This window comes from Alicyclobacillus shizuokensis NBRC 103103 (genome assembly GCF_001552255.1).
Lineage (GTDB): Bacteria > Bacillota > Bacilli > Alicyclobacillales > Alicyclobacillaceae > Alicyclobacillus_G > Alicyclobacillus_G shizuokensis.
Map to the genome: position 1 here is coordinate 1 of NZ_BCQV01000030.1, position 25,928 is coordinate 25,928.

Below are 25,928 nucleotides of genomic sequence, written 5' to 3' on the forward strand. Positions count from 1 at the left end.
GGGCTCACGATGGACACTCTTGCTTTTGGCTTGCGGTAGATATGTCTCCAACCCCCGTTCGGGGCTTTCACCCTGTAGAGACCGCTAGAGACCGCCCATGGTGGGCGTACACGAAAAGGCCGATTCGGTGGATCGGCCGTTTTAACGAATTTCTGGTTACTTGCCTAGCGTTGCGACGCCAATTTTTGAATCGGCCATGCCGTAATATAGATACCAGACGTTATTGTGATGAACAAGGCCTTCGGCAAATACCACGTTGTCCACCTGACCCTTCAGCTCGTCTTCAAAACCTGGAAGCATGAAGGGCTCGGCCGTACGCGCCAAGACTCGAGTGGGATCCTCCCGTGAAAAGAGTGCTTGTCCAACGGCATAGCGCAGTCCACCATACCTCAGGGAGTCCGCTGACGATGCTCCGACAGGATCCATGCGTCTAGCTGCATTATATATAAGAAGGATACCATCGCTGGTGAGTATGGGCTGGGGCCCAGGTTCAACAAGCGCACTATCAAAGGCCTCCGGATGATCGGAGGGGCACAAAACCGGATTGGCGTCGGGTGTCCAATGGATAAGGTCTTCCGAATAGGCTATCCAAATGTTTGTATCTCCGAAATACATCACGTATCGCCCTGCAATCGGATCGCTAAGAATGGCACCAGATTTTGACCATACCCGACGCGAGCTACCGCCCGCCCACTCAGGAAACAGGATGCCGTGCTTCGTCCAATTGTACAAATCGGTGGATGTGGCCAGGCACAGTCGGGCACTGCGCCCATCAAACGCCGAATAGGTGAGATAATAGGTATCCCCAATTTGCGTCACCCGCGGATCCTCACAGCCACCCGGAAGCTCGTAGGGCTCCGTGGGAACCAACACGGGATCGGCGTGTCGCTCAAAATGAATTCCATCGTCGCTGATGGCCAGTCCGATGCGGGAAGTGCCATTCCACCGCCCGATACCCGAATGATCTTCTGCTCGATATAACAAGTACACTTTATTATCTTTACACACGGCCGTCGGATTGAATAAGTCTTTGGCCTGCCACGTATCTCCGATTGGGCCAAGTATCGGATTGCCGAGGTGCTTTTCAAAGGGACCCAATGGAAAAGTGACTGTTTGCATGACTGAACTCAATGCGCAGCTCTCCTCATTCTGTCAGATACGAAAAAATCACTTGCACCGGGCAGGCCCAGGCCATATCCGCGCCCTATCGAGACTATCCCTTCAAACCTGTCATTGTGATACCCTCGATAAAGTAACGTTGGGCTGCGAAGAAAATGACCAGCATCGGCAACATGACGACTACAGTTGCTGCCATAATCAGGTTCCATTCAGTGTGATAGGTACCTTGAAATTGAGCAAGCCCCAATTGCAGCGTGAATTTCGTTGGATCATTCAAATAGATTAAAGGCGAGAGAAAGTCGTTCCAAGCGCCCTGAAAAGAGAAGATGGCGACGGCTGTCAAAGCCGGTTTCACTTGTGGCAACACGATAGTGAGGAATGTGCGGAAGCTCCCGGCTCCATCTATCTTTGCGGCTTCTTCAAGTTCTAACGGCAATGTCATGAAGAACTGACGCAGTAAAAACACGTAAAAAGCTGACCCAAAAAAGGCTGGCACCGTCAGGGGGAGAAACGTATTTGTCCACCCCAACTCGTGAAACAGGACGAACTGCGGGACAAGCAGCACTTGACTGGGTACCATCATGGTCGCCAGCAACACCATGAAGAGGATACGACGCCCTGGAAACCGAAAGCGCGCAAATCCATAAGCAACCAGCGAACAAGACACCACATTGCCGACGACATTCACGACGGCAATCAAGATAGAGTTCAGTGCATACCGTCCAAATGGAAGAGTCGTCAACGCTTGCACGAAGTTCTCCCAGCGCCAGTGCGCCGGCCACCAAATGGGCGGATAGACAAAGATCTCATCACTGGTCTTAAAGGCGCTCACAATCAACCAGGCAAAAGGAATCAGGAAACAGACGGAGGTGCCTACCAGGAGAAGATACGTGACAAGCCGTGACAGGCGACGCGACAGCCGCACGGACGCGCCCGTGGCATACGAGGTATCGGCTGTCAGCGATGTACGAGCACTCATTCTCTCTCACCCCCGTAATACACCCATAAGGCAGAACTCTTAAAGATGAGCAACGTCAAGAGCAGGACAATGAGAAACAGTACCCAGGCGAGAGCGGAGGCATAACCCATGTTCAGATCGGAGAACCCCTGAATATAAATGTTCAGAGCGTAAAACAAGCCAGCATTGTTGACGCCCGCTCCTTGGCCTCCGTATCCGGAACCCATGACGAACGCTTGTGTGAAGAAACTAAATGCACCGATTACACCCATGACCAGGTTGAAAAACAGCACAGGAGAAATCATGGGCAATGTGACGTACCAAAACTTTTTCCACACGGACGCACCATCTATAATGGCGGCCTCATACAGGCTCACAGGCACATCTTGCAAGCCAGCCAAAAACGTGATCATCCAGGTGCCGACTCCCCAAACACTCATGACGATGAAGGACGGGACCGTCCACTGTGGGGTCACCAGCCACTGGGGCTGCGGCAAATGCAATATAGCAAGGAAGCGATTTAGTATCCCATATTTGGGATTTAGTATCCAGTTCCATAAAATTGCTACGGCCACCGGAGGCAACACCGCAGGCAAGTAAAATATGGTGCGAAACCAACGCATGAATCGCACCTTTTGGTTCAGGAGAATCGCCATGCCCAAGGCCACCAACAAATCCAATGGAACCGAGAAGATGGCGTAATAGAAAGTAACATATAGAGACTGCCAGAAGTCTGGATCATATAGAAGGTGTATATAATTCTGTAGTCCAATGAATTTCGGTGCATTCAACAGGTTGTATTGAGTAAACCCAAAATACAGGGACGCAAGCAAAGGTCCCAGCGTCAAGCAGACAAAACCTATCAACCAGGGACTGATGTAAAGATACCCTAATAGCGCCTCACGGTGTTTCGTGTTCAATCCAGCCCCCCCTGTTCCCATAGACCCGCGGCCCCTGGTTTCACCGCCAGGAGCCGCGTGACTTGCACAACGTGCCAGAAGGAATACAACAGACCGCTCCTGGTATGCCTGCGGCTTGTCGTGTCAACGACCACTCATTTGTTCAGCAGATTATTCAAGTCATCTTGAGTCTTCTTTGCGATCTGTTCTGGCGTCTCTTTGCCCAACAGCAACGGCTCATAGACATCGTTGGCCAGCACGTTCCAGAAGTTCTGCTGTGCTGTCGGATTCGGAAGCGCTTGCAAAAGGCGCGCGTGTTCCATCGACGTCAAGATGGGCTGAATCCTGTCCTTGGGCGTGTGTCCCCCCGGAGCATCAGGCACATCCAACTGTTCCAAGTTGGCCGCGTATTGTTTAATGGGCGGAACAACCTTCCAGTGGTCGATCCCGTCGAGCAGTGCCACAAACGCCTTGAATACTGTCTCCTTATCCACCTTCGTGTGGGCATTGATGGCCATGTCATCAATACCCAAGTCCGTCACTTGGACAGCGCCTTTTGGCAGTGGAGCCACCTTGGCCTGAAATCCTTTCGCTGCATAGTTGCCATCGGCAGCTCCTCCCGCGAACATCGCCACCTTCCCTTGTCGGAACAAGTCTTCAATATCCACGTTAGCCAACTCCGCCTGGCTCGGGACGAGCTTTTCCTGTACCAGAGTGTGCAGCATATTTAGAGCGTCCACAGTCTGTGGTGAATCGAAGGTACTCTTGGTCATGTCTTTGTTCCAAAAGTCTCCGCCGTAGGACCAAATAAAGTCGTACACCGGAGGCCAACCGTTAGACAAGAGAAATCCATAAATCCCAGTCTTTTGCTTGATTTGACGGCAGTCATTCAGAAAATCTTGCCACGTCCAACCGTTCTTGGGCTCTTGTAAACCGGCCTGTTTAAAAAGTTTCGGATTGTAATACATCACGGTCGGCTGTCCAATCCACGGCAAAGCGTAGTAGTCTCCATTGTACTTGTCGTTTTTCAGTGTATTCGGATAGTAATTATCTATATTGGCTACTACATACTTGTCTTTGTATTTATCTAGATACGGCTGCAAATCGAGAATGGCGCCGCTCTGCGCATAGGTGGCGGCCTCCCCATCCGACAGATAGAAAATATCCGGAGCCGATCCGGCCGCAATCTCGGTCTTCAACTTTTGATCATAGTTACTTGGTGTATTGATCTCGCGAATCTGGAATTCATTCTTATGTTCCTGGTTGATTTTGTTGATGATCTTGTGCAGTTGGGCATCTTCCTCTGCACCGCCCCACGTTCCAAACGTAATGGTAACCGGCCCTGTCGAGGTGCCTTTGCCGGAACTGTTACCGTTGCCAGTTCCCCCTCCACTACCACAAGCTGTTACAGACAAGAGTACTGTTCCTGCCATGACTACACTTACGGTCCACTTAGTCGCGGCGTTCAACATCATGCATTGTCCCCCTTTACTTATGATCCAAGTGAATCCAATATGGTCTGCAGTGGAATTTCCACGCATGCCATCGAAGTATCCGCCACGCCGTAATAGACTTGTACAGTATCTCCTTGGAGCAGAGCACCACAAGGGAACACAACATTTCCAAAGAATCCGTTTGTCTCGTAGTCAGCCTCTGGTACCAAAATGGGATGCCGGGAGCGAACAAGAACCTGAGAAGGATCCTCAAGATCGAGTAGGACCGCCCCCACACAGTAGCGTGCATCCTCGTCGGCGGCGTGATAAAGTTCCAACCACCCGTGCTCCGTCCTCAGTGGAGGCGCGCCTGCTCCCAGCCTTCTGCTGTCCCAAGCTTCTGGGCGGCAACCCATCAAATGGTGATGATTTCCCCAATGATTGAGGTCTGACGACTCGGCCAACCATATGTCTGGTGAACCGTTGCCGCTCGGCACCGGGCGATGCAGGCAGTAGTATTTCCCCCCTATCGGTTCAGGAAAGAGAACCACGTCCTTGTTCTCGGGTGGCAAGATCATGCCATGGCGCTGTACGTCGTGAAAATTCTTTGTGGAAGCCAATACAACGCCTACTCCGCGCGCAGAGACTGCGCTGTACGTGATGTAATAGGTATCGCCGATTTGCGTAACCCGAGCGTCCTCCACGCCAAATGTCTCCAACTCCGTCTGCGGGTAAAGAAACGGTCGCTCGTCAACGCGAAAGTGGCGTCCATCAACACTCCGGGCAATCCGCAGGTGGGAGATGGACGTCAGGTACGTAAAGTCCCCTTTTCTTCTTTCAACAGGCGCGATACTGCGCGGATCCGAAAAGTCATAACGCTGATCGTTCCGATGGAATGTCTCGATTCGAAGACCTTTAGCGCTTACATCGAAGATGGCAGCCTTCACGATCCGCTCATCTTCCGCAACCGGTCGCTCGGCCACACGCAGTAACAGAATGATTTCATCATGGTATTTGGCCACTCCGGCATTAAACACACCAATAACTTCGAAGTCGTCGCGGTGTGGCGGTACGTCTGCCGGGGTCAATATGGGATTTTCAGGGTAACGGTATACCCCCACTGTCGTCATCCTCTCTGTATCAGCTGTCTACCGCCACAAGTGGCTTGACGTCGTAGATTCCCTGAAGAGCCAAGGTGGCCCCGCCGATAGCCACCGCCTGCAACCCAAACCGGGTCTCGACGATGGTACAGCTACTGCGTATGAGCCTCTGCAGTTCGTGGATCACGGAATCACTGACAAACTTGTCCACCAATAACATAGACCCCCCTAGAATCACCAAGTCAGGATCAAATGTGTACGCCATATTGGCAATCCCCACGCTCAGATACAGAATCGCCGACTGCACTACGGATACGTCCGGCTCCATCCCCCCCTTCGCGCGCCGAATAATTTCTTCAAAGGGTTCATTTTCCTCACGCTCGCGAGAACGTCGCACATTCCACTCGATCGCATGCCGTGAGGCCACACTGTTGACACAGCCACGTCGCCCACAGGTGCACCACTCGCCGTCTATATTGACAGTCATGTGGCTAAACTCCCCTGCCATATTATGTGCCCCAGCATAAACAGAACCGTCAATGACTACGCCGGCACCGACGCCGGCATCGGCTAGCACAAACAATGCATGGCGCACATCTCCTCGGTCACCAAACCAGGTCTCACCGAGCGCGGCTGCATTTGCGTCATTTTCAAGGTACACAGGCACAGAAAACTGCTCCTCAAACAAACTGGCTATGGAGGCTCCGTGCCAAACTTCTGGCATGTCTTCCGGCTGCAAAAGACGGCCGTTTTGTGTATCCAATGGACCGGGCGCAGCGACACCAATGCCCACCAGCAAGTCTTGCGGGCAGCCACAGGTCTCCATGAAATCGCCGAGGTACTCAGCCAATCCCTCAGGGCCCCCCAAGTCGACCAGTCGTAATGTGCTGGTATACTTGGGCTTGGCAAAGAGATCGGTTATCACTGTGGTAACCGTATCTCGGCCCAGATCGACCCCTAAGGCAAACCCACCATCTGGATTGACCTCCACTAACTCCGGTGGACGTCCTCCCGTCGAATCTCCGCTGCCCACTGAGCGAATCCACCCACGCTCTACCAGTCTGTCAACCCCGCGTGAAACCGTGGGCAGTGCCAATCCGAGTTCTCGCTGCAATTCACTTCGAGAAATGGGCCCTTTTAGACGAATTGAGTTTAATATCCGTCGCTCGTTCAACCGTCGCAGTAGTACCGCATCGCCTCGCAATCAAGAATTTCCACCTTTCTAACTAACTGTGTGAAAGTATAGTCTGCCAGAGAATAATAGTCAAGCGCTTTCATGATCTTTTCTTATTGGAAAAACATTCGAATTTTAGGTCTCTGGAAGAGGCTATCGCTCAAGTCCGCTGTACATGCCAGACGTCCAGCTCCCTCCAGGTCATCTGCCGGGAAATCGAGCAGACATGACAGACATCTCCGCGGCCAGCCGAGCATGCAGTTGCATGGCAATTTGTTCAACGGGAAAGGCTCCACTGTCGTCTTTTACGTAGACCAATCGAAGCATGACCGTTGGATACTGTCTTCCCAAACGAATCATGTGAAATGGAAGTTGTTGTTCGAGAAGATGAAACAATTGGCTGACCATGACGAATGAATAACCGGCACCTTGGGCCACGATGTCCAACAGAACTTGGATGTTGTCCACAATGTGATAACGGCTTGGTACCACACCATACATGTTGAGAAACGCCTGGCCAACGACCTCGCGAAAGTTGATGAGTGGTGAGCCGCTTAACAACACAAACGGCCTATCCCTTAGTTCCGCGACATTGCTCAAGTCTTCGCGAATTTGCACGTACCCATGCTTCGGATAGATCAGGGCCATCTCATCGTCCAACAGCGGCAACGCTTCGATTCCGGGGACCAGTTCATTAGAAAAACAGATACAGATCTGGAGCTCCTGGTGTTCTATCAGATCAAGCATGAGGTCGGAATACTCCGTGATGAATGTATAGTCAATGTCAGAATTGAGCTTGTGGATACCGCGAATGATGGTATGGACCAGCGCCGGGCACAGTGTCTTGTCGATGCCAATCTTCAATCCGTTGGATCTTGTCATGGCGTTAAATGGGCGCGTCAGTTCACTGCTCTCCTGCCTGCGGATCAGCGTCGCGGCTTCTTCCATGTTCTGAAGCACCTTGACCGAATACCATAAGAAAAATTGGCCGTGTTTCGTGAGATGGACACCATCCCACTTGCGCTCCAACAGTTTGACTCCGAGCCGGTATTCCAACCTTTGCAGGCGCATACTCAAGGTAGGTTGAGTGACATGCAGAATGCGAGCGGCTTTGGAAATACTCTTCTTCCTGGCAACGACCATGAAAGACTGGAGTTCCTCGAAGTCCAACTGATCTCACCTTCCCCGCGTTCGTGAAACCATGTGCTTTTTGCCCGATGGTAGACTGCATGCCGCAAACGGGTGCTGATGACGTGGCCACTCCGTAAAGCTCAAAACCACGGATACGCATCCGTGGTTTTCGCGAGCAGCTATAAGCGGCGTGCACCCGCCGCCCGCAGGAACTCTGCGCTGTTGTACCGCATTGTTATATGGTCACTGTATTTTCCCAATACTGTACGACATCGGATGTGCGCAAGACCTTGCCAAAGTAAGTCCTGATATTTTCACAGGTTGTATGGTGCAACTCGGTGTTGTAGGCAGCGCAGGCATCTTCGACCAGTGTCACATGGTAATCCATCATAAACCCGTCCCTTGCTGTCGATTCGACACAGACGTTGGTTGCAACCCCAGTGATGACAAGAGACTTTCGCTTCAGGCTGCGTAAAATCATGTCCAGTTCGGTGCCGATAAATGCGCTGTACCGATGTTTCTCCACCACAATGTCTCCGCTCTGAGGGGCAATCTTATAGAACTGGGTGCCCCAGCTACCTTTCGCACAGACTGCGACCGGATCGTCCATTCGGGCGGACCAAGCATCGGAAACGGTGCGCTCGTCCAGCGTCATTTGGACGAAGATAATCGGAACGCTGCGTGTTCTGGCCGCCTCAATCAATGCCTGAAGTGGGGGAATGATGGCCTGGGCCGCCGTGACGTCGTCCCCCCGCTTCGCGCAGGCTCCTTCCTCGTGGCAGAAATCGTTCTGGACATCGACGATAATCAGGGCCGTCTCGGCCGGATCGAGATACTCTCTCATTCTGTCGCCTCCTGAATTATCGAATACGCAAAACAGTATTCAAAGTCTGAACAGAAGATTCACGGTGAATAGGCGCCGTAACTGCCCGGTTCATCGTCGGGGATGACCGCAGCGCGACTCACCTTGCATGCGTCATGGCATGAACTTTCCAGGCTGCAGCACAGGGAACAAATCGGTCCACCATGAAAGGGGCAAAAGGCGATATCGTGAGACTCAAACGGATTTTTGCAGACCGAGCAGGTTACTACGCCCGACCTCTCAAACCAGGATTCCATTGGGCTGGTCCTGGCCAGATAATATTTGCCCTTTGTTATCACGGCAATCGTGGGCGCCAACACCATGGCCAACAGCAGCGACAGGAAAGGCGAATAGGCCTGCAGCACCGGGCCAAAGACACCAAAGTACGCAATGATGGAGGCCACCGAAGCGATGATCATGGAGCCAAATCCCACGGGATTAAAGTTGTAGAGATGCGCGCGTTTAAACTCGATGTACGGAGGACTGAGCTTCAAAATCCGTTTGTTGATGACAATATCAGCCACGATGGCGCCAATCCAGGCGACGGCAACGTTGGAATAGAAGCCGAGAATGCGGTCGATGGTCTCAAATACGCCCAACTCCATAATGAGCACCCCGACCGCGACTTGAAACAACAGCCAGACCACTCGCCCCGGATGTCGGTGAAGCGTCCGTGAGAAGAAATTGGACCAGGATAACGAACCCGAGTAGGCATTCGACACGTTGATTTTCAATTGGGACAGGACCACGAGCAGCGTCGCCATCACCAGACCCAGATACGGATTCCCAAAAATCGCGCGAAAGGCGTAATGGAACATGGTCATGGGAACGTCGGCCTCGGCCGGTCCGGCGACCGACGAAACATAAGATGCTAGAAAGGTCCCGATGAGCATTTGAATAATCCCAATCAGCGCGAATCCCGGTCCTCCGATGACCACAGCCCACGCCCACGTCCGCTGGTTCTTCTCGGTCCGATCCGGCATGAACCGCAGATAATCAGCCTGCTCCCCAATCTGCGCAATCCCGGATAGACATACCCCGCCAACCAGCCCGAACATCAACGGCGAAAATCCCTCACCCGATGACGACTGTCCAGCAAAGTGGGCCCATTGGTGAATGGAACTTGGATTGCGAACGATGAGGCCCACAATCGCCAGAACCAGGAGCGCAATCCAAATCAGTTGGGTGAATTTCTGGAATTTCGTCAGAACCGTCATCCCATAGAGGACGAGAGGAATGATCACAATACCACAGATCAAGTAGCTGACCCAAATCGGGATGTGGAAGAAATCCGTAATGGCCTGGGCCATGATGGCCCCTTCCAAGGCGAAGAAGATCAATGTGAAGGTAGAATAGATGAGAGACGTCAATGTCGACCCCAAGTATCCGAACCCCGCCCCTCGGGTGAGCAGGTCCATATCAATGTTGTACTTGGCGATTTGAAAGGCGATGGGGGTACTGGTCAGAAAGCTGATGAGAGACGTGACCAAAATCCCCAGCAGCGCATTCGTCACACCGTACTCAATGGCTAGCGAGCCACCAATGGCATAGCTGGCCATGGCGGCCACGCCTCCAATCCCCGACAGACACACGGCCCAGGGCGACCATTTCCGATACGAACTTGGAGCGTAGCGCAAAGAGTAGTCTTCCAGGACCGGATTATTAACGAGGTTGTTAAACGTGCGCCTTCTGTTTCCTTGGGTGATTGCCGACATCCCTTCTCCCTCCCAGCGTGTCTGTCAGTGTCAACTTTTGAGTCATCCATTACATCACAGGGTTGGGTGATGATGGTGCCAATCCGTTGCCTGCTCATAGGCGTATCCAAAGCGCAGAACGGCAGATTCATCAAAGGGAGCCCCAATGACCTGTAAACCAATCGGCAAACCATCCGATGAAAATCCGCACGGCAGGGACAGACTGGGCAGTCCGGTCACATCCGTCGGAAAGGTGAACCTTGCGATGCTCAGGGAGGTATCCTTATTGCCGATGCGCGGAGCGACAAACGGTAAGGTGGGCGTGATGAGGACATCCGCCTTCGCCAAGGCAGCCATGAAATCGTCACGGATAAGGTGGCGAACCCTCTGCGCCTGCAAGTAGCGGGTGGCAGGGATGAATTTCCCAGCCTCTATCATCAGGCGAACGTCGTCTGAGTAATCGTCTGGGCGCGATTGAATCCAGGCGTCATGAATGGCGGCTGATTCACTCAGACAGATGGCCCACTCCGCTCCTGGAGCGTAGCGAATCATCGGGATATGGACCTCCGTCACGTCGGCGCCGAGATCGCGGAAGACCTCGATGGCCGACTCCACAGCCACTGCCACCTCACTGTCGAGGCCGTCAAAATAGTACTCGCTCGGTATTCCAACGGTCTTGCCCCGGATACTCTGCTGCAGTTCCTCGGCATAATTCGGAACAGGCAGGTCCACGGTCGAATCGTCTTTCGGATCATAACCGGCCATGACCTGCAGACACAGAGCCGCATCCAAGACGCTGCGTGCGAGGGGGCCGGCGTGATCGAGGGACCATGCCAACGGGAAAATGCCATAGCGGCTGACGCGCCCGTAAGTCGGCTTCATGCCCACCACACCGCAGCATGACGCCGGAATGCGAACGGATCCCCCCGTGTCCGATCCGGTCCCAGCAAAGGCGAGGCCGGCTGCCACACACGCAGCCGTTCCTCCGCTCGATCCGCCCGGGACCCGGTCCACGTCCCAGGGATTGTGACACGGACCAAAGTGCGGGCTGTCCGTTGTGCCCCCGGCGGCAAACTCGTGAGTTTGGACCTTGCCGAGCAAAATGGAGCCCGCGTCGGCCAGTTTCTCTACCACCGTCGCATCATAGTCGGGGATGAAATCTTCCAGGATCTTCGAACTGGCTGTCGTGCGAATCCCCTTGGTATAATAGAGGTCCTTGTGGACAATGGGGATGCCGTGCAACGGACCTCTGTAGTTGCCCTTGAGTATCTCGCCTTCGGCCCGCCGCGCCTGCTCCATGGCAAGTTCCGGTGTCATGGTCACAAACGCGTTCAGTTTCGGATTGATGGCCTCAATCCGCTCCAGCATCTGTTCCGTCACTTCGACCGGGGACACCTCCCGGCTCTGAATCCGTGGCGCCGTCTCACTTATCGTCGCGAACGCCAACGTCTGTGTGCTCGTCATTGGAATCGAGCCTCCTTCCACTCGAATGGCACCGTCTTGAATGGCACCGTCGGTTCCGTGTCGACCGCTTCAATCTCGTCCAACAACCGGATATCCTGCATGTAGGTCTCCAATATGGTGGCCAAGGTCTGAGCGCGTTGGTCGCTCAATGTCAGACCTGTAAACATGGAACCCATGGATTTGAGGACAGGCGGCGCATAATTGTTAGACAACATAACTCATCCTCCCCGAATTCATTACAAAATGATGTTGTCGAAGATTGGCTGTAGCGAAAGCAAAAAAGTGAGTTAACACTGTATGCACAAAGTACCAGGTCGTATTTCAGCACTCAATCGGATATGTAACAATACATTACAAATAAGGTCATAAAGATTCTTAATATCCCCCCGAATCAACGCCCAATAAAAAAGCACCCAAGATCGCTGGAGCGAAATTTGGGTGCCATAGTTGGCGATTCTCAATCGGCGACGGTGGTACAGACGAGCCAAATTAGTCCGCAGGCTTCAAATGCATCAAGACAATCTCCGGCCCTGGCCACTCGTACGGGGCAGGATTGGCATAGGGATTGTCGGCCGTTGGCCATCCCTTGAATTGCTTGTCATTGTACTCCGACCAATGAACCCCATAGAAAAGCGGAATCGCAGGCAATTTTTGAACCATCGTGTGTTCCAAGGAATAAATGTCTGCTTCCTGCCGGTCTTTGTTCGTGGTTGTAGCAAAATCCTGTAATACCTTATCCGTACCGGGATCGTGCCATTGCTCAATGTTCCATCCTCCATTGGAACCCAATAAATTTTCATACAGGTAGTAGGGGCTTGGCCCCGCCACCGTCCACGACAGCGCCAGCTGGTACTTGTGGCTGGTCAGATTCGAGGTGTAGGCAGCTGCCTGTTCACCCTGTACCTGAACGTCAATTCCAATGTTCTTCAGCTGGGATGCAATCAGAGAACAGGCCGTGTTCCAGTCCGACCAACCGGGGACAATCTGCAATGTGAAGGACAGTTCCTGACCGCTTGGCGATACAAAAATCCCCTTGCTGTTCTTCTTGAAGCCGGCCTGCTCCAGGATCTGTACAGCCGTTTTTGGATCATAGGTAAACTTGGTGTTCTTCAGCTTCGGGTCCACCCAGCCCTGATTGTTCGGCAGCACCAATCCAGTCGGACTCGCGACATCCACATACCCGTCCTCCGCTTTTTGCACCAACTCTTTACGGTTGATTCCAAGACTGATGGCCTCACGAACCGGCAATTGTTTCAGCAGCGGATCCTTCAAATTGGCGTACAGCATGACGACATCATTGGGCGGAAACCAGTAGCGATTGTTGGCGTCCTTGGAGGTGTAAACGCTATCAATGTTAGGGATAAAAATCCCGGACCAATCTACTTCATGTTTGACCAACCCCATGGTCTCGGCGTCGTTGCTTGCGTACGCCTGCATTTCCACTGTCTTGACAGGCGGTTTGCCCAGGTAATAATCATCGTTGGCCTGATACTTAATGATTTGCGGACTGAAGCTGGAGAGTTTGTACGGGCCCGTGCCCACCGGGTTCTGAACCACCGCCTTGGTAGGACTGCCGAGACCAGCCCAAATGTGCTCAGGCACAATGATGGTGCTGAGGATGTACCAGGCAAACGGCACGTTCGGTTTCTTGAAGTCAAAAGTGACTTCATAATCTCCCTTCGCGGATATGGATGACAGCTGGTTCCAGATCCCATTGGTATCTGTCGCGGGATATTTCTTCAGCAGGCCAAAGGTAAAAGTCACATCCTTTGCCGTGAAGCGCTTTCCATCTGTCCAGGTGACATTCTTCCTTAACTCGACGGTCAGAGTCTTGTTCCCGTGGCTCCATTTATAGGACGACGCGAGCAGGCCGTACTGCTGCGGCCCAACCGGATTGAAATAAAACAGCGACTCATAGATAAATCCGTTTGTCCCTGGAGCCGCACTGCCACCTTGAAAGGGATTGAACACATGCTGGAAATCTCCACTAACACCCGGTCCGATTTTTAGAACCGACGGAGTCGATGCCGCGCTGCCCTGGGATTGCGGCGTGACGGCCGAGTTCTTGGAACCGTTGGTATTCCCGCCAGAGCCCGACCCGCAGCCAGCGACGGTTATAGCGGTTCCCAATGACACGGCGATGAGCCATTGCCACTTTGACATTTTCACAGACCCCCCACCTTCATTCCGTTTGGCGTACCAGCTGTTCTATCAGCATGGATGCCCGTCCACGGATGGACCAAGTTGCAGCTTTACATATGTGTGCCCATTGGACCGTAAGCGCGACAACATCCCTCTGAGGAGAGCTACGCCCTAGGAGGCGCGCAACTTTCTCGGACCACCAGCCTGGGTGTCAGTCGTATGAATTCGGTTTCCTGGTCGGGCCCGTCTTCCATCAACCGCAACAACCTTTCGGCAGCCCGTTCTCCCTTTTGAACGACATCCTGGTGCACCGTGGTCAACGCCGGGATGGCATAAGGTGATTGACGCAAATCGTCAAATCCGATAACCGAAACATCCCTCGGCACCTGCAGGCTGCATTCGTAAAATCCCCTAAGGAGTCCCAACGCCAAGGCGTCCCCAGTCGTGACGACGGCCGTGTAGTCGCTCCTGTCGGACAAACGATGCGCCAATTGCCGGCCCGCCTCAAACGAAATGTCCGTTTCAATCAGGCAATCTGGTTCCACAATCAGACCGCTTGCCTTCATGGCTTCTTTGTATCCATAAAACCGTTCATTCTCGACGCCACCTGGAATCAGCTTCGATGAAGCAAACAACACTTTGCGATGCCCCAGAGCCAATACGTGCTGGGTGGCCAAATACGTGCCGTACCTATCATCCAGATTGACCAGATTGACAGCCTTGTCCTCCAGGTAGCTGTCCACAAAAACTACCGGTATACCGAGTTCAATAATCGGATCCACGAATTCCATGAAGCCAAACGCACCAATGATCAGGATGCCGTCAATGTTCCGCTCATCAACCAGATGGATGTCGTCCAGTGATGAGATGCCTTTGAGGATGACGTCGAACCCCTTATCGTCAACCACATTGGAGACGCCGCTGACGAACTCCCAATAATACGGGTTGCTGTTGGTTCCCATTACGAACCCGGGAACCAAAATGGCAATTAAACGTGAGGTCTTCTGTCTCAGCGTCCTGGCCGAGGCATTCACCTTGAAATTCGTGTCTTCCACGATGGACAAAACGGTTTCTATGGTGCTCTTGGCGACTCGCCCGGTCCCGTTTAGCACGTTGGATACGGTGGCCGTCGAAACCCCAGCCATCCTCGCGATATCTCTTATTGTTAAGGGACGATCCGCACGACCTTCCGGCACCATGCATCCCTCCAGAGCGAACTGCTTATTCGTTTTATCTACTTCTTTGCTTTATTCAATAGCGTATCCCCCTTCACTATTAGCAAGATTTGATTAAACGTTTAATCACTCACACATTATCATGAATTTTGCGCAGATGCAATCCTGAGATGCTATTAGACTGAAATATCAGCAATAAAGTACCCTCAGAGCTGTCTGCGCCGAAATCCCATGTTGTGTTATCATTCAGGCAAACAACCAACGTACCGTCAAAACCGGGGTGATCCCGTTCCAAGTCACGCAAGCAACGCTTACGTCTTGGGACACCCCGGCCGACAAAATCAAGATTATGAGTGAGATCCGTCCGTATGGATTTGCCAAGTCACCCCGAACTTGTCCGTCAACACGGCGTATGCGGGGCTAAAAAACGTCTCTTGCAGGGGCATGCTGACTTTCCCATCTTCTTTCAGGGCATCAAAGAACCGTTTGGACTGCTCTTTATCGTTGGTCGAAATACAGATGGTAACTTGATTTCCTGATTGATGAGGTTGACCCGGAAACGTATCGGAAAACATGAGGACATCTTCTCCGATTTGTATCGTCGCGTGCGATACGCGGTCCTTAGCATCCGCTGGCAAAGGAAAGTCCGGGTTTTCCGGCATCTCGCCAAAAGTTTGCTTAAAGACAACTTTGGCATCCAACGCCCTTTCGTAAAACGCGATAGCCTCATTTGCATTACCGTTCATGACCAGATAGGGGGTTACTTTTACTGGCACGATGGCACAACTCCTTTGTCAGGATTCATGGCTGAGTGCTCAAATCACCCCCCTATTATGACATATGACTCGGGAGTTTACCCGCAAGAGGAGCGGAAATTAGAATTCTCCAACGGACAAGCTCGGGAGTCGCGTGTTGAACTATCGGAGACGTTCATTCAACAGCGACACCCGCTCAATCCTGCATTTGTTATACCACAACGCGGTCTATCGCACTTCGTGTGTTTCTCTAAATTTTTCTGCTGAAAGGCATCCTCCGACTCATGAACCGTCAGTCGGACTTATGCACGTTGAGGGCGTAGTACTCCACGTACTCGGCCAGGCCGACAGGAGAGTTCTCTCGTCCTATACCACTTTGCTTGATACCGCCGAATGGCATCATTTCGTGCCCCAAAATCGATTGTCCAGCCCCATTGACGAAGGTCATTCCTGCCTCTATCTGCCCTGCCAGCTGTGTGGCCCGCTCTTCGTCTGATGTCCATATCGATGACCCAAGGCCATATTCCGTGGCATTGACCCAGTGTATGACCTCGTCCTCCTTATGGTAGCGCACAATGGGAATCAGCGGACCGAATTGCTCACAGGTGACAACCTCGTGCTCCGGTCGAGCGTCCCGAACCACCATCGGTCTCAGATAATAGCCGTTGTTCCAGTTCTCGGACTGGAGGATTTGCCCTAATTCGACCAGCCTAGCGTTGGTCTGTCGGACCCTCTCCGCAAGCTCCTTCACGAACCGATACTGATTGGCGTTGTTCATCGGCCCAAATGTGGCCCTGTCGTCCAATTGATGACCAATTTGGTATTGATCCACCACGCTGCAGAATTGGTCGTAGAATTGTTCGTAAAGTGAATCCGGGACATATATGCGCTTGATGGCAAAGCACACCTGGCCAGAGCGCCGAAACACCCCAGCGGCTATTTTGGGCACCACCGTGTCTAGTTCAGCGTCATTGAGCACGATGGCTGGATCATTACCCCCGAGTTCGAAGTGCACTCCGGTTAGCGACTCGGCGGCATCCTTCATGATGGACTTTGCGATCCGCCCCCCGCCGGTAAAAGACACCTTCCGTACCAAGGGGTGCTTCACCAATGCCGTGCCCACGTCCCCCTCGCCATGAATAACACTGAGCAATCCAGCAGGAAACAGATCCGCAACCGACATCAGTGCTGTGGTTACCGCCATGGGCGCAAACGGTGACGGCTTGATGACAATCGCGTTTCCTGCTGCCAAGGCCGGCGCCACCTTTTGCATGGTTAAAACCATGGGTGCGTTCCATGGCAATCCCGGCCACGACTCCAATGGGGCGTTTTTCCACCCGAACCCAACTGTCCTTGTCCTCCGCGTAATCTGCCGTCAAGAACCGCTCGGCATGCCGGATGGTCGTCCGTATCGCGCAAACTGCCATAGCCAGCTCGCCGCGGGTGACGGCTAACAACATCCCACTCTCCCGCGACAATTGCACCGCGAGCTGCTCCGCTGTCGGGTTCCTGTGCGTGGATGGTCAATGCGGCATCAACGCACTAGCAGCTGCCCTCTATTCAACATCGGCCCGTTCCACTGGCGTTGGTTGGGCGCTTGGCGCCGGTCGAGTCGGTAGCATCATTGGCCCTCTAATAGGCGGTGTTATCATTGCCAGGCAGTGGACGCTGCAACAAATCTATTTGTTGGCTGCGATACCTGCTCTAATCGCCGCGGTGGTGATTCTGTGCATGCGACTCAAGGGGGTACCTGCGGATGTAACAACGACATATTCCCACACGGAAGTGCAAGGCTGACATCGCGGCGGTAACGAATTGGTGTGGAAAAACAAATGTGCTTGAGGAGAGATTCAAATGCGATATATCGATGCTTTCAATCACTTTTTCCACCCGGATTGTGGCACCGGTTGCTAGAGATTCATCAGTCGGGCAAGGATATCGTGAAGAGAATGAGAAGCATTCCAGCCATTTACGATCTCAATGTGAGGTTAAAGGTCATCGAACAGTTTGATAATTATTCTCAGATTATTTCATTAGGCATGCCACCCTTGGAGGCGATTGGAGAACCCCCACTCTCCGTGGAGTTAGCCCGAATGGCTAATGATGGGATGGCTGAACTGGTAAGTCGGTACCCCCGTCATTTCGCAGGTTTTTTGGCAGCACTCCCCATGAATGCTCCGGCTGCGGCAGAAAAGGAGGCCGAGCGTGCCTTTACAGAGCTCAGGGCGAACGGACTGCAGATCCATACTAACGTAAACGGTAAGCCCTTAGATTCCGAGGAATTTTATCCCATATTCGAAGTGGCCCACAAGTATAACCGTCCAATCCTCTTACATCCAGCCCGTACAGCAGGGATGGCCGACTACGCAACCGAAACCAAATCAAAGTACGAAATTTGGTGGGCCTTGGGTTGGCCTTATGAGACTAACGCGGCGTTGGCGCGCCTAGTGTTTTCGGGAATTCTCGACCGTCTCCCCAATCTGAAAGTTGTGGCCCATCATATGGGTGGTCTGATTCCGTACCTCGAAGGACGTGTGGGTCCGGGATGGGATCAGTTGGGCTCCAGGACATCCGACGAGGATCTGAACTCGGTACTGCAAGGGTTGCGGCGCAGGCCGTTTGAATACTTCAAGGACTTCTACGCGGACACCGCCTTGTTTGGGGCACGTGCGGCTACAGTATGTGGCCTTGAATTTTTCGGAGCTAACAGGTTGGTTTTTGCCAGCGATTGTCCGTTTGACCCGGAGAAAGGACCCGGTTACATCAAGAGCACCATTGAAATTCTGCACTCCTTAGACATTCCGCAAGATGATTTAGAAAAAATTTGCTTTTGGAATGCGGAACAGTTATTTGGGCTGGTGCCTGCTGGCCGATAAGGGGATAGGGACACGCCATTTCCCGCGAGTTCGACAGTTGGTAGTCATACAAAGTCCCACGAACCCAGTTCTGGTGCTGGTTCGTGGGACCTGTGGATAACTCGTGTCGTGTCTACAGCTCGTATACGACTTTGGAGATCTTTGGCTTCGGACTCTGAGTCGATCTTGCATAGTATGCAGCCGATTGTCGATTAGGAGGAAACGTTTGACAAGTGGATGCAGATCAACGCGGTGTTTCCTCGGGTCGAAACATGTGTTGCCAGTCATGATGGAACAAAGACATCTCCGGAATCAAAAACAAATTATACTGAATATAATATATTCATCCAATCGTGCGTAACGTGCAGAGTGCTGGATTTTCACATATGAAGCGAAGGAGATGAGTGGAATGAAGGCAGCGCGTGTCGTTGAATTTCGTAAACCGTTGATCATTGAGCAGCTTCCAGACCCAAGTCCGAGTCCTCAGGATGCCGTCGTCCGTGTGGAGGCAAGCGGCATTTGCCGGAGCGATTGGCATGGATGGATGGGAGATTTGTCCTGGCTGGGGCTGTCGCCCCAATTGCCTATCACGCCAGGGCACGAATTTGGTGGAGAAATTGTAGCACTGGGCAAAGATGTACAAGGATTCAAGCTGGGAGACAAGGTGACGGTTCCCTTTCACTATGCCTGCGGGCACTGCGAGTATTGCCGCAATGGTGTGCCCAACCGATGCGATAACACCGGGGTTTACGGATTCAGTTGGGATGGAAGCTTTGCGGAATACGTCGTTGTCCGCAATGCCGAATTCAATATGATAGGGCTTCCAGACAACGTCGACGCCTTGACGGCGGCTGCCATCGGATGCCGGTACATGACCGGCTACCACGGAGTCATGCGCGGCCTTGTGCAGCCGGGCCAATGGGTGGCCGTCCAAGGAGCGGGTGGCGTTGGTCTCTCCGCCATTCAAACGGCTTATGCGGTAGGTGCTCATGTCATCGCCGTCGACGTGGACGATGAGAAACTGCAAAAAGCCAAACAGGAGGGGGCAACTGCAGTCGTTCATGCGCGCAGGGAGAATGTGCCCGAAGCCATTCGTGAGATCACGAAGGGTGGGGCGCACGTGGGCATTGACGCGCTAGGAATCCAAGAAACCGTGCTCAACTCGGTCTTGTCCCTGCGCAAAGGCGGCCGACATGTTCAGATTGGTCTGACCACCTCCGAAGAGACAGGCCATGTTTCCCTTCCCATGGACTTCATTACCACTTCCGAGATCGAAATCGTCGGCAGCCTTGGGATTCCACATCCCGATTATCGCGGATTATTGTCTCTGGTGGCGGAAGGCCGCCTGAATCCCAAGGCGCTCGTGGAACGGGAAGTCGGTTTGGAAGATGTCAATGAGGTGCTTGACAATATGACCAACTTTCGAACCAAAGGGTTTAATGTCATAACCAGATTCTAACGGCCCGGCATTGTGGCGAATATGGCCCTCACCACACGTACCGGTGAGGGCCGTGTAATCGCGTGATGGTCAGCCGTGTGCCCTTCATGGGACCCTTCACTCGCTGAACGACGACTTCATATCCACCACGACATCCGCGCTGGTTTGCTTCACAAACCGTGATGTCCGAATGCGTTCCTGAATTAACGCTTCGTATTCGTCACCGTCAAACGGGACGCTTACCATCTCGCCCTTCCACGACGACAGCATGATCCCGTTGGCCAACGTCAGGCCGCGGATCCCCTCTGGCCCGTGGGCCACCAACTCGGACGATGCGGTACGTATAGCATCCACAAATCGCTGTGTGACGACGGCGTGCCCGGAGGGCTGCTCGAAGTCAATCGGCACCTCGGTCTCAACGCTTTCGACGTTGGCGAATGCCTCTTTCGTCTCCTTCAGAAACTGAAGCGTGGACACACGATTCTTCTGCAGGATGATTCGAGACCTTTCACACACGATCTTTCCGTTCTCACCGACCACCTCCAGCCGATTGGTTCCGGGAGATTCGGCTGTGCTCACGATGAAATGGCCAATCATGCCGTTGTCATGCTCGAAGTAAGCGGTCACCTCATCTTCCACCTCAATGTTGTGATACTTGCCGATGTTCGCATGGCCGCTGATGCGACTGGGGAGACCAAACAGCCATTGATACATGTCGAGGTTGTGCGGGCATTGGTTGGTCAGGATACCCCCGCCCTCCCCGGCCCAGGTCGCTCGCCAACCACCGCTGTCATAGTACGCCTGGGATCGAAACCAGGCCGTGTTGATCCAGGTCACGCGCATCAGCCGTCCCAGTTCGCCGCTGTCGAGAATCTCCTTCAACTTGCGGTACAGAGGAAGGGTTCTCTCCTGGAACATGATGCCAAAGACCAGATGCGGGTAACGCTGTTTGGCTTGTTCATACGCCGCTATCATTTTCTGAGCCGCGTTCACATGGACCGCCAATGGCTTTTCGCACAGCGTATGAATGCCATTGTGCAAAGCTTCGATGGTGATGGGGGTGTGGTCATAGTGAGGCACGGCCACAATCACGGCGTCGACTCCCGCCTGTTGTATCAGATCCGTATGATTCACGAAATACCTTTTCGCGTGAAACCGATCCGCGTACGCTTTGGCTTTCTCTCCATCCACGTCGCACACGGCCGTCAGTTCGACGTCGGGCATGGATTGCAGGTACTGCACGTGCGTCGTGCCGATGTTGCCCAAGCCAATCACGCCCATTTTCACCTTGTCCGGTGTCGCCATCTACATCGCTCCTCACATGAATGAAATCACGTCGGGGAACGCTAGCCAATTCCTCAACGCGTACGCATCTTTTCGTAAGCTTGAAAATATCCCTCCAGCACTTCCCGGTGTTTAGGCAACGCCACGTGGGCGTCGGCAATTTCGGGATGCCACTTTCGTTCCCACTCCACGCAAAACCAGCCATCATAGCCGTCATTCAGGACTTGATGGACAATCTCTTGCACAGGCACCTCCCCCTCGCCAAACAGGACGAACTCCCAATCGTCCCCTTTTCTTCGCGCATCTTTCAGGTGGACGTGGTGCAACCACTCACGGAGGTTGTTGAGTGTGGTCTCCACTGTTTCCCCCATTCGGTAGGGATGATGGGTATCCCACAACGCTTTCACGTAGGGGCTATCAACCGCGCGCAAAACTTCGGCCACCCGAAATGAGGGCGAAAAGTCATCATGGGTTTCCAGCAGCACATATACCCCCAACTCCTGTGCCCTGCGGCTCACTTGGCGCAGCGACTCCGCCACCCGTTGGTTGACCTCCCGCGTCGAGGACGCATCGGCCGATGCCGGGGCCGTTCCGCCGAACGTGCGGACCATCGGCGCTCCGATTCGATCCGCCAGCTCTAAGTACCGCAGCAGTTCTGCCACGTTCTGCATCCGCTCCTCCTCGTCCTCCATGGCAAAGCGCGTGGACGCGCCGATGCCGACAATCTCAATCCCCCTCGTCCGGGCGGCAGCAGCGATAAGCTTCGTTTGCGCTGGATCGAGAGCCGCCGGAATGACGTCACCGTGCAGGAGCCTCAGTTCCACGCCTTGATACCCGTAACGCACCGCGTTTTCAAAGACTTCGTCCACCGACCATTCCGGGCAGGCCAGATTGGAATACGCCACTTTCATGTCCAACACCTCGTCTTGTGTGGAGTGACCCAAGAGTCTCCCTCAGTTCCATTAAGAATCCATCTCTGCCAGCAGCGATTTGAGGGCCAAAGGCTGAAATCGTAACCATGGCGCCACCTCCCAGGTCAGCCTTCATGACTGACCTGGCCAGGCGCAGTTTACCCCTTTACAGCCCCATTGGCTAATCCACCGATGATATACTTCTGGAATATCAGAAAGATAACCATGATCGGTAACCCACTGGTCAGACTGGCCGCCATGAGCTGTCCCCAATACACATCACCTCCCGACTCTCCAGATGACACATAAGTCTGTAAGCTCACGGCCACCGTGTGTGTCTCGGCAGAGGTCAACACGCTAGCGAACAGGACATCACCCCACGCGAGCAAAAAGGAAAAGACAAATGTGACGACCATCCCCGGCAACAATAGCGGAATGACAACGTATCTCACGACCTGGAGACGAGTGCATCCATCCACAGATCCTGCTTCTTCCAAGTCCACCGGTATCCCCGACATATACGAATACAGCAGCCAACAGGCAAAAGGCAGAGCAAACGTCATGTACGTAAGAATGATTGTGAAGTATCGTCCGACAAGGTGAATGGATATGGCGTCTTGGATGACCACAATGATCACAAACAGCGGCAGCAACAGCATCACGGACGGGATCGTCTGAATGGTAATCAACGATAGCATAAAGGTCTTGCGCCCGCGGAACTGAAACCTGGCGAGAACATAGGCGGAACCGAGCGCGACCAACGTAGCCAGGAGACCAGCCAGGCCTGAGATGATGACGCTGTTGCGGATTCCCTGCGCCAAGTGCACGGTTGACCACATCTTTGCATAGTTTTCAAACGCCCAGTGACTGGGCCACAGAGATCCACCGCCCACTTGGGTATCTGGGGTCAGCGAAATCAGGACGATGTAGGCAAGGGGTATCACGATGAACAAGGCTATGAGGGCGATGCCGACAGCTCTCATCCCGTTCCAAAACCTGTGTTGGGCGGAAATGCTACGGATCATGATGTGGCCTCCCCAAGGCGCAGCATTCGAATGTAGAACACTGCTGGAATCATCATCAGAATCAAGGTCATCAAGGACATCGCCGCCCCAAGGCCGAAGTTGAACGTCTGGAAAGATGTGATATAGACGTTCAATGGCAACACATCCGCCTGCGGTGACGGAGGGGTCCCGAACATGATAAACGGCAGGGTAAAATTGTTGAAGTGATTCAGTGTAGACAGCAACAGGGCGAGTCCGAGCACAGGCCGCAACATCGGCAGGGTGATGGAAAAGAAGCCACGGACTGGCGACGCCCCGTCCATATTGGCGGATTCGTACAAATCGCTGGATATCCCCTGCAGCCCAGCCAAGACCATGAGGTACACAAAGGGCCATGAGGACCACACATCAGCCACCACCATGGCCCAGAAACTCCTGGGGCCGATAAGCCAGAACGTGTCTTTGCTGGCCAGGTGCAACGTGGCCAGGACTTGGTCAATCAGTCCCCAGCCGTTCATGAACAACATTCTCCAGACGATCGCGTTGACAAAGACCGGCATCACATAGGGAACCAGAAACAGAGTTCTGACCCACCGCCGGCCACGAAACGGCTTGTTGACAAGCAGAGCGGCGATGATCCCGATGGGTGTGATGAGAATGGTCGTGACCACGGAGAACGAGACACTCACCCAAACGCTCTGTAGTGCGGAAGCTCCCAGCGCATTCCCCTGGCGAAAAGCGTCCGCGTAATTCTCCAATCCGACGAACGGGGCGCTGGTCCAGTGGGCTATCGTATACTGATTGAGCTTCGTCAGACTTGCGTATACACTCACGGCAAAAGGCGCAACCACGATAATCAGCAGCAGCGCCACACTGGGAAGCATCATCCAGTATGGGGGCCTCTGCCACGAGGACATGCGCTTTCGACGCACGGCACCGGGGGGTGCCGTCGTATACGCCGTACCAACGGTGTCAAGCGGCACCTGTGGACTAGACATGGTCTCCATCCCTCCTCACCCATGACGAAATTCAGCCAAGACAACCGGAGCCTCATTGCTGCAGCGAAGATTGGGCTTGTTGATTAGCAGCTTTCAGGGCAGCCGAAATGTCGCCGTCATGGTACGAATGGGTCGCGATTGCATTGGCGATTTTGTTAGACACGCCGCCGTAAACCACCTCAATGTTGCCCCACGCCGGTGTAAAAGGAATGGGGTACGCGTGGTTCTCCGCTTCAACGAAAGCCTTGATGACCGGGGTGTTGAGTTCAGGGTTGTTTTTGTACGCGTTTACATTCACGGGCATTTGGCCATATACCTTGTACATCTCGTTTTGCTGCGGCACATCGGTGAAGAACTTAATCCATTTCAGCGCAGCCTGATACCGCTCTCCAGTCACGTACTTGGGAATGACGAAATCGTTGCCAGACACGAAAGTCTGGACAGGTACTCCGCCTTGAGGCAACGCATTCATGCCGTAGGGAATCGTCGGCATGGGAGCGAATGCATAATCATCCTTCACGGCGGACGACTCCAAGGATGGGATGAGTGAGGTCCCCTGCATCACGAGCATGGCAGCATGACCATTCTCAAAGGCGCGAAGTTCATCGGTACCCTTGTTGGTCATATCGTTGGGCGAGGCTATCTTGTACTTTTGCACCCAGTCAAACCAAAAAGTTAAACCCTTCACGGCCGCTTCCGAATCGAGTGTCGCCCGTTTCAAATCCGGACTGACAAAGTCGCCACCGAACTGCTTGGTCAAGACCCAGCCGACATGCCAAGGATCGAAGGAATCGGCCGGGTCTATCGCTGTGCCCCATTGATTCTTCGCTGGGTTTGTCAGCTTTTGTGCGTCTTTCACAAACTCCGTCCATGTCTTGGGAGGCGACTGAATGCCCGCCTCCTTGAAGAGCTTCTTATTATAAACAAGCCCAAACGGAACCATTTCCCAGGGAACGGCGATGTAATGACCTGAACCAGGACCCGACATTTTCAACTGAGCAGGAAAGAACTTCTGCAAACCACCAATCTTGTCCCAATCTTGTTTGCTCAATACGTGGAACCCGTTCATTGCGTAAGCCGTGGGCACAAACGTGGTCCCAATGTCGAAGATGTCAGGGCCCTGTTGGGTGGCCAACGAGGTTTGCAGGGTCGTGTTCTCCTGAGAGGCTGAATCGTAATACGTGAATTGAATTTTGATGCCTGGGTTCTTCTGCTCGAATTGACTAGCCAACTTGTTCAGGAATTGTTCCTGGGCCTGCGGATTCGCCGTGTATTTGGACGTAAATATGGTCAGCGTCATGGAAGTTGCATGGCCCGCTGTATTCTCTTGCGTGCTGCTGGTATTGGACTGGGAGCCACATGCCGACACGGTCGTCCCGAGGGTCACTACCGCGAGTGCACCCAAGAGTTTTGTTCTGTTCGATGCTTTGCTCATCTTCCGTCCCCCTTAAACAACAGTTAATTTCAATTATTTAGAATTAAAAGGTTGCAAAAGCAGTCCTGGATCCCTATAGTCGGGTCCATCATCCAAA

At 53.3% G+C, this 25,928-nt stretch carries 23 protein-coding genes; 3 read left to right on the plus strand and 20 right to left on the minus strand.

All coding sequences use genetic code 11. The features are described 5' to 3' along the window. Nucleotides 1-156: 156 nt before the first annotated feature. The 15 genes from ASH01S_RS12170 to ASH01S_RS12240 form a co-directional block, all read right to left on the minus strand. Nucleotides 157-1,131, minus strand: a complete 975-nt coding sequence (locus ASH01S_RS12170) for a glycoside hydrolase family 130 protein (protein WP_245629054.1) — start codon at nucleotides 1,129-1,131, stop codon at nucleotides 157-159. An 82-nt stretch (nucleotides 1,132-1,213) separates the two neighbouring features. Beyond that, nucleotides 1,214-2,098 carry a carbohydrate ABC transporter permease gene (locus ASH01S_RS12175; RefSeq protein WP_067928607.1) on the minus strand — a complete coding sequence of 295 codons (885 nt, stop codon included), beginning with the start codon at nucleotides 2,096-2,098 and terminating at the stop codon, nucleotides 1,214-1,216. Continuing rightward, the gene (locus tag ASH01S_RS12180; RefSeq protein WP_245629055.1) at nucleotides 2,095-2,997 is read right to left on the minus strand and encodes a carbohydrate ABC transporter permease; all 903 of its coding nucleotides are present in this window, start codon (nucleotides 2,995-2,997) and stop codon (nucleotides 2,095-2,097) included. The genes ASH01S_RS12175 and ASH01S_RS12180 overlap by 4 nt, the downstream gene beginning before the upstream one ends. Before the next feature lie 134 nt (nucleotides 2,998-3,131). Next, the gene (locus ASH01S_RS12185) at nucleotides 3,132-4,451 is read right to left on the minus strand and encodes an ABC transporter substrate-binding protein (protein ID WP_067928613.1); all 1,320 of its coding nucleotides are present in this window, start codon (nucleotides 4,449-4,451) and stop codon (nucleotides 3,132-3,134) included. A 17-nt stretch (nucleotides 4,452-4,468) separates the two neighbouring features. Further along, on the minus strand, nucleotides 4,469-5,530 hold the full coding sequence (locus ASH01S_RS12190) for a BtaManbiosPhlase (RefSeq protein WP_067928616.1): 1,062 nt from the start codon (nucleotides 5,528-5,530) through the stop codon (nucleotides 4,469-4,471). A gap of 19 nt (nucleotides 5,531-5,549) precedes the next feature. Beyond that, nucleotides 5,550-6,713, minus strand: coding sequence for an ROK family transcriptional regulator (locus ASH01S_RS12195; protein ID WP_083517106.1), 1,164 nt, complete (start codon nucleotides 6,711-6,713; stop codon nucleotides 5,550-5,552). A gap of 171 nt (nucleotides 6,714-6,884) precedes the next feature. Next, complete coding sequence (locus ASH01S_RS12200; RefSeq protein WP_067928622.1) at nucleotides 6,885-7,853, minus strand: LysR family transcriptional regulator; 969 nt, start codon at nucleotides 7,851-7,853, stop codon at nucleotides 6,885-6,887. A 196-nt stretch (nucleotides 7,854-8,049) separates the two neighbouring features. Continuing rightward, a complete protein-coding gene (locus ASH01S_RS12205) occupies nucleotides 8,050-8,658 on the minus strand; it encodes a cysteine hydrolase family protein (protein ID WP_067928626.1) in 609 nt (202 codons plus the stop codon). A 59-nt stretch (nucleotides 8,659-8,717) separates the two neighbouring features. Further along, nucleotides 8,718-10,391 (minus strand): purine-cytosine permease family protein, encoded by a 1,674-nt coding sequence (locus ASH01S_RS12210; protein ID WP_067928630.1) that lies wholly within the window; start codon nucleotides 10,389-10,391, stop codon nucleotides 8,718-8,720. Between the two features lie 54 nt (nucleotides 10,392-10,445). Beyond that, nucleotides 10,446-11,834: an amidase gene (locus ASH01S_RS12215; protein WP_067928634.1), complete on the minus strand. Its 1,389-nt coding sequence runs from the start codon at nucleotides 11,832-11,834 to the stop codon at nucleotides 10,446-10,448. Further along, nucleotides 11,831-12,049 (minus strand): hypothetical protein, encoded by a 219-nt coding sequence (locus tag ASH01S_RS12220; RefSeq protein ID WP_067928636.1) that lies wholly within the window; start codon nucleotides 12,047-12,049, stop codon nucleotides 11,831-11,833. The genes ASH01S_RS12215 and ASH01S_RS12220 overlap by 4 nt, the downstream gene beginning before the upstream one ends. A gap of 274 nt (nucleotides 12,050-12,323) precedes the next feature. Beyond that, the gene (locus ASH01S_RS12225) at nucleotides 12,324-13,997 is read right to left on the minus strand and encodes an ABC transporter substrate-binding protein (protein WP_083517107.1); all 1,674 of its coding nucleotides are present in this window, start codon (nucleotides 13,995-13,997) and stop codon (nucleotides 12,324-12,326) included. A gap of 143 nt (nucleotides 13,998-14,140) precedes the next feature. Further along, nucleotides 14,141-15,175, minus strand: a complete 1,035-nt coding sequence (locus ASH01S_RS12230) for a LacI family DNA-binding transcriptional regulator (protein WP_083517108.1) — start codon at nucleotides 15,173-15,175, stop codon at nucleotides 14,141-14,143. Between the two features lie 323 nt (nucleotides 15,176-15,498). Next, entirely contained in the window at nucleotides 15,499-15,927 is a 429-nt protein-coding gene (locus ASH01S_RS12235; protein ID WP_067928642.1) for a VOC family protein, read from the minus strand. Nucleotides 15,928-16,198: 271 nt separating this feature from the next. After that, nucleotides 16,199-17,227 carry an aldehyde dehydrogenase family protein gene (locus ASH01S_RS12240; protein WP_306302864.1) on the minus strand — a complete coding sequence of 343 codons (1,029 nt, stop codon included), beginning with the start codon at nucleotides 17,225-17,227 and terminating at the stop codon, nucleotides 16,199-16,201. Between the two features lie 77 nt (nucleotides 17,228-17,304). Here ASH01S_RS12240 and ASH01S_RS19680 point away from each other — a divergent pair, with 77 nt between their 5' ends. The 3 genes from ASH01S_RS19680 to ASH01S_RS12250 all read left to right on the plus strand — a co-directional run bounded on the left by ASH01S_RS19680 (nucleotide 17,305) and on the right by ASH01S_RS12250 (nucleotide 20,220). Then, nucleotides 17,305-17,703: an MFS transporter gene (locus ASH01S_RS19680; RefSeq protein WP_157067124.1), complete on the plus strand. Its 399-nt coding sequence runs from the start codon at nucleotides 17,305-17,307 to the stop codon at nucleotides 17,701-17,703. 152 nt (nucleotides 17,704-17,855) lie between these two features. Next, on the plus strand, nucleotides 17,856-18,782 hold the full coding sequence (locus ASH01S_RS12245; protein ID WP_217996325.1) for an amidohydrolase family protein: 927 nt from the start codon (nucleotides 17,856-17,858) through the stop codon (nucleotides 18,780-18,782). A gap of 388 nt (nucleotides 18,783-19,170) precedes the next feature. Next, nucleotides 19,171-20,220: a zinc-dependent alcohol dehydrogenase family protein gene (locus tag ASH01S_RS12250; protein ID WP_067928645.1), complete on the plus strand. Its 1,050-nt coding sequence runs from the start codon at nucleotides 19,171-19,173 to the stop codon at nucleotides 20,218-20,220. A gap of 96 nt (nucleotides 20,221-20,316) precedes the next feature. Here the strand turns inward: ASH01S_RS12250 and ASH01S_RS12255 are convergent, their stop codons facing one another. The 5 genes from ASH01S_RS12255 to ASH01S_RS12275 form a co-directional block, all read right to left on the minus strand. Then, nucleotides 20,317-21,504 (minus strand): Gfo/Idh/MocA family protein, encoded by a 1,188-nt coding sequence (locus tag ASH01S_RS12255; RefSeq protein ID WP_067928647.1) that lies wholly within the window; start codon nucleotides 21,502-21,504, stop codon nucleotides 20,317-20,319. A gap of 53 nt (nucleotides 21,505-21,557) precedes the next feature. Next, complete coding sequence (locus ASH01S_RS12260) at nucleotides 21,558-22,394, minus strand: sugar phosphate isomerase/epimerase family protein (protein WP_067928648.1); 837 nt, start codon at nucleotides 22,392-22,394, stop codon at nucleotides 21,558-21,560. Nucleotides 22,395-22,552: 158 nt separating this feature from the next. Beyond that, complete coding sequence (locus tag ASH01S_RS12265) at nucleotides 22,553-23,419, minus strand: carbohydrate ABC transporter permease (protein ID WP_067928650.1); 867 nt, start codon at nucleotides 23,417-23,419, stop codon at nucleotides 22,553-22,555. Then, nucleotides 23,416-24,396 (minus strand): carbohydrate ABC transporter permease, encoded by a 981-nt coding sequence (locus tag ASH01S_RS12270; RefSeq protein ID WP_083517109.1) that lies wholly within the window; start codon nucleotides 24,394-24,396, stop codon nucleotides 23,416-23,418. The genes ASH01S_RS12265 and ASH01S_RS12270 overlap by 4 nt, the downstream gene beginning before the upstream one ends. Nucleotides 24,397-24,448: 52 nt before the next feature. Beyond that, nucleotides 24,449-25,831 (minus strand): ABC transporter substrate-binding protein, encoded by a 1,383-nt coding sequence (locus ASH01S_RS12275; protein ID WP_067928652.1) that lies wholly within the window; start codon nucleotides 25,829-25,831, stop codon nucleotides 24,449-24,451. Nucleotides 25,832-25,928: the final 97 nt, after the last annotated feature.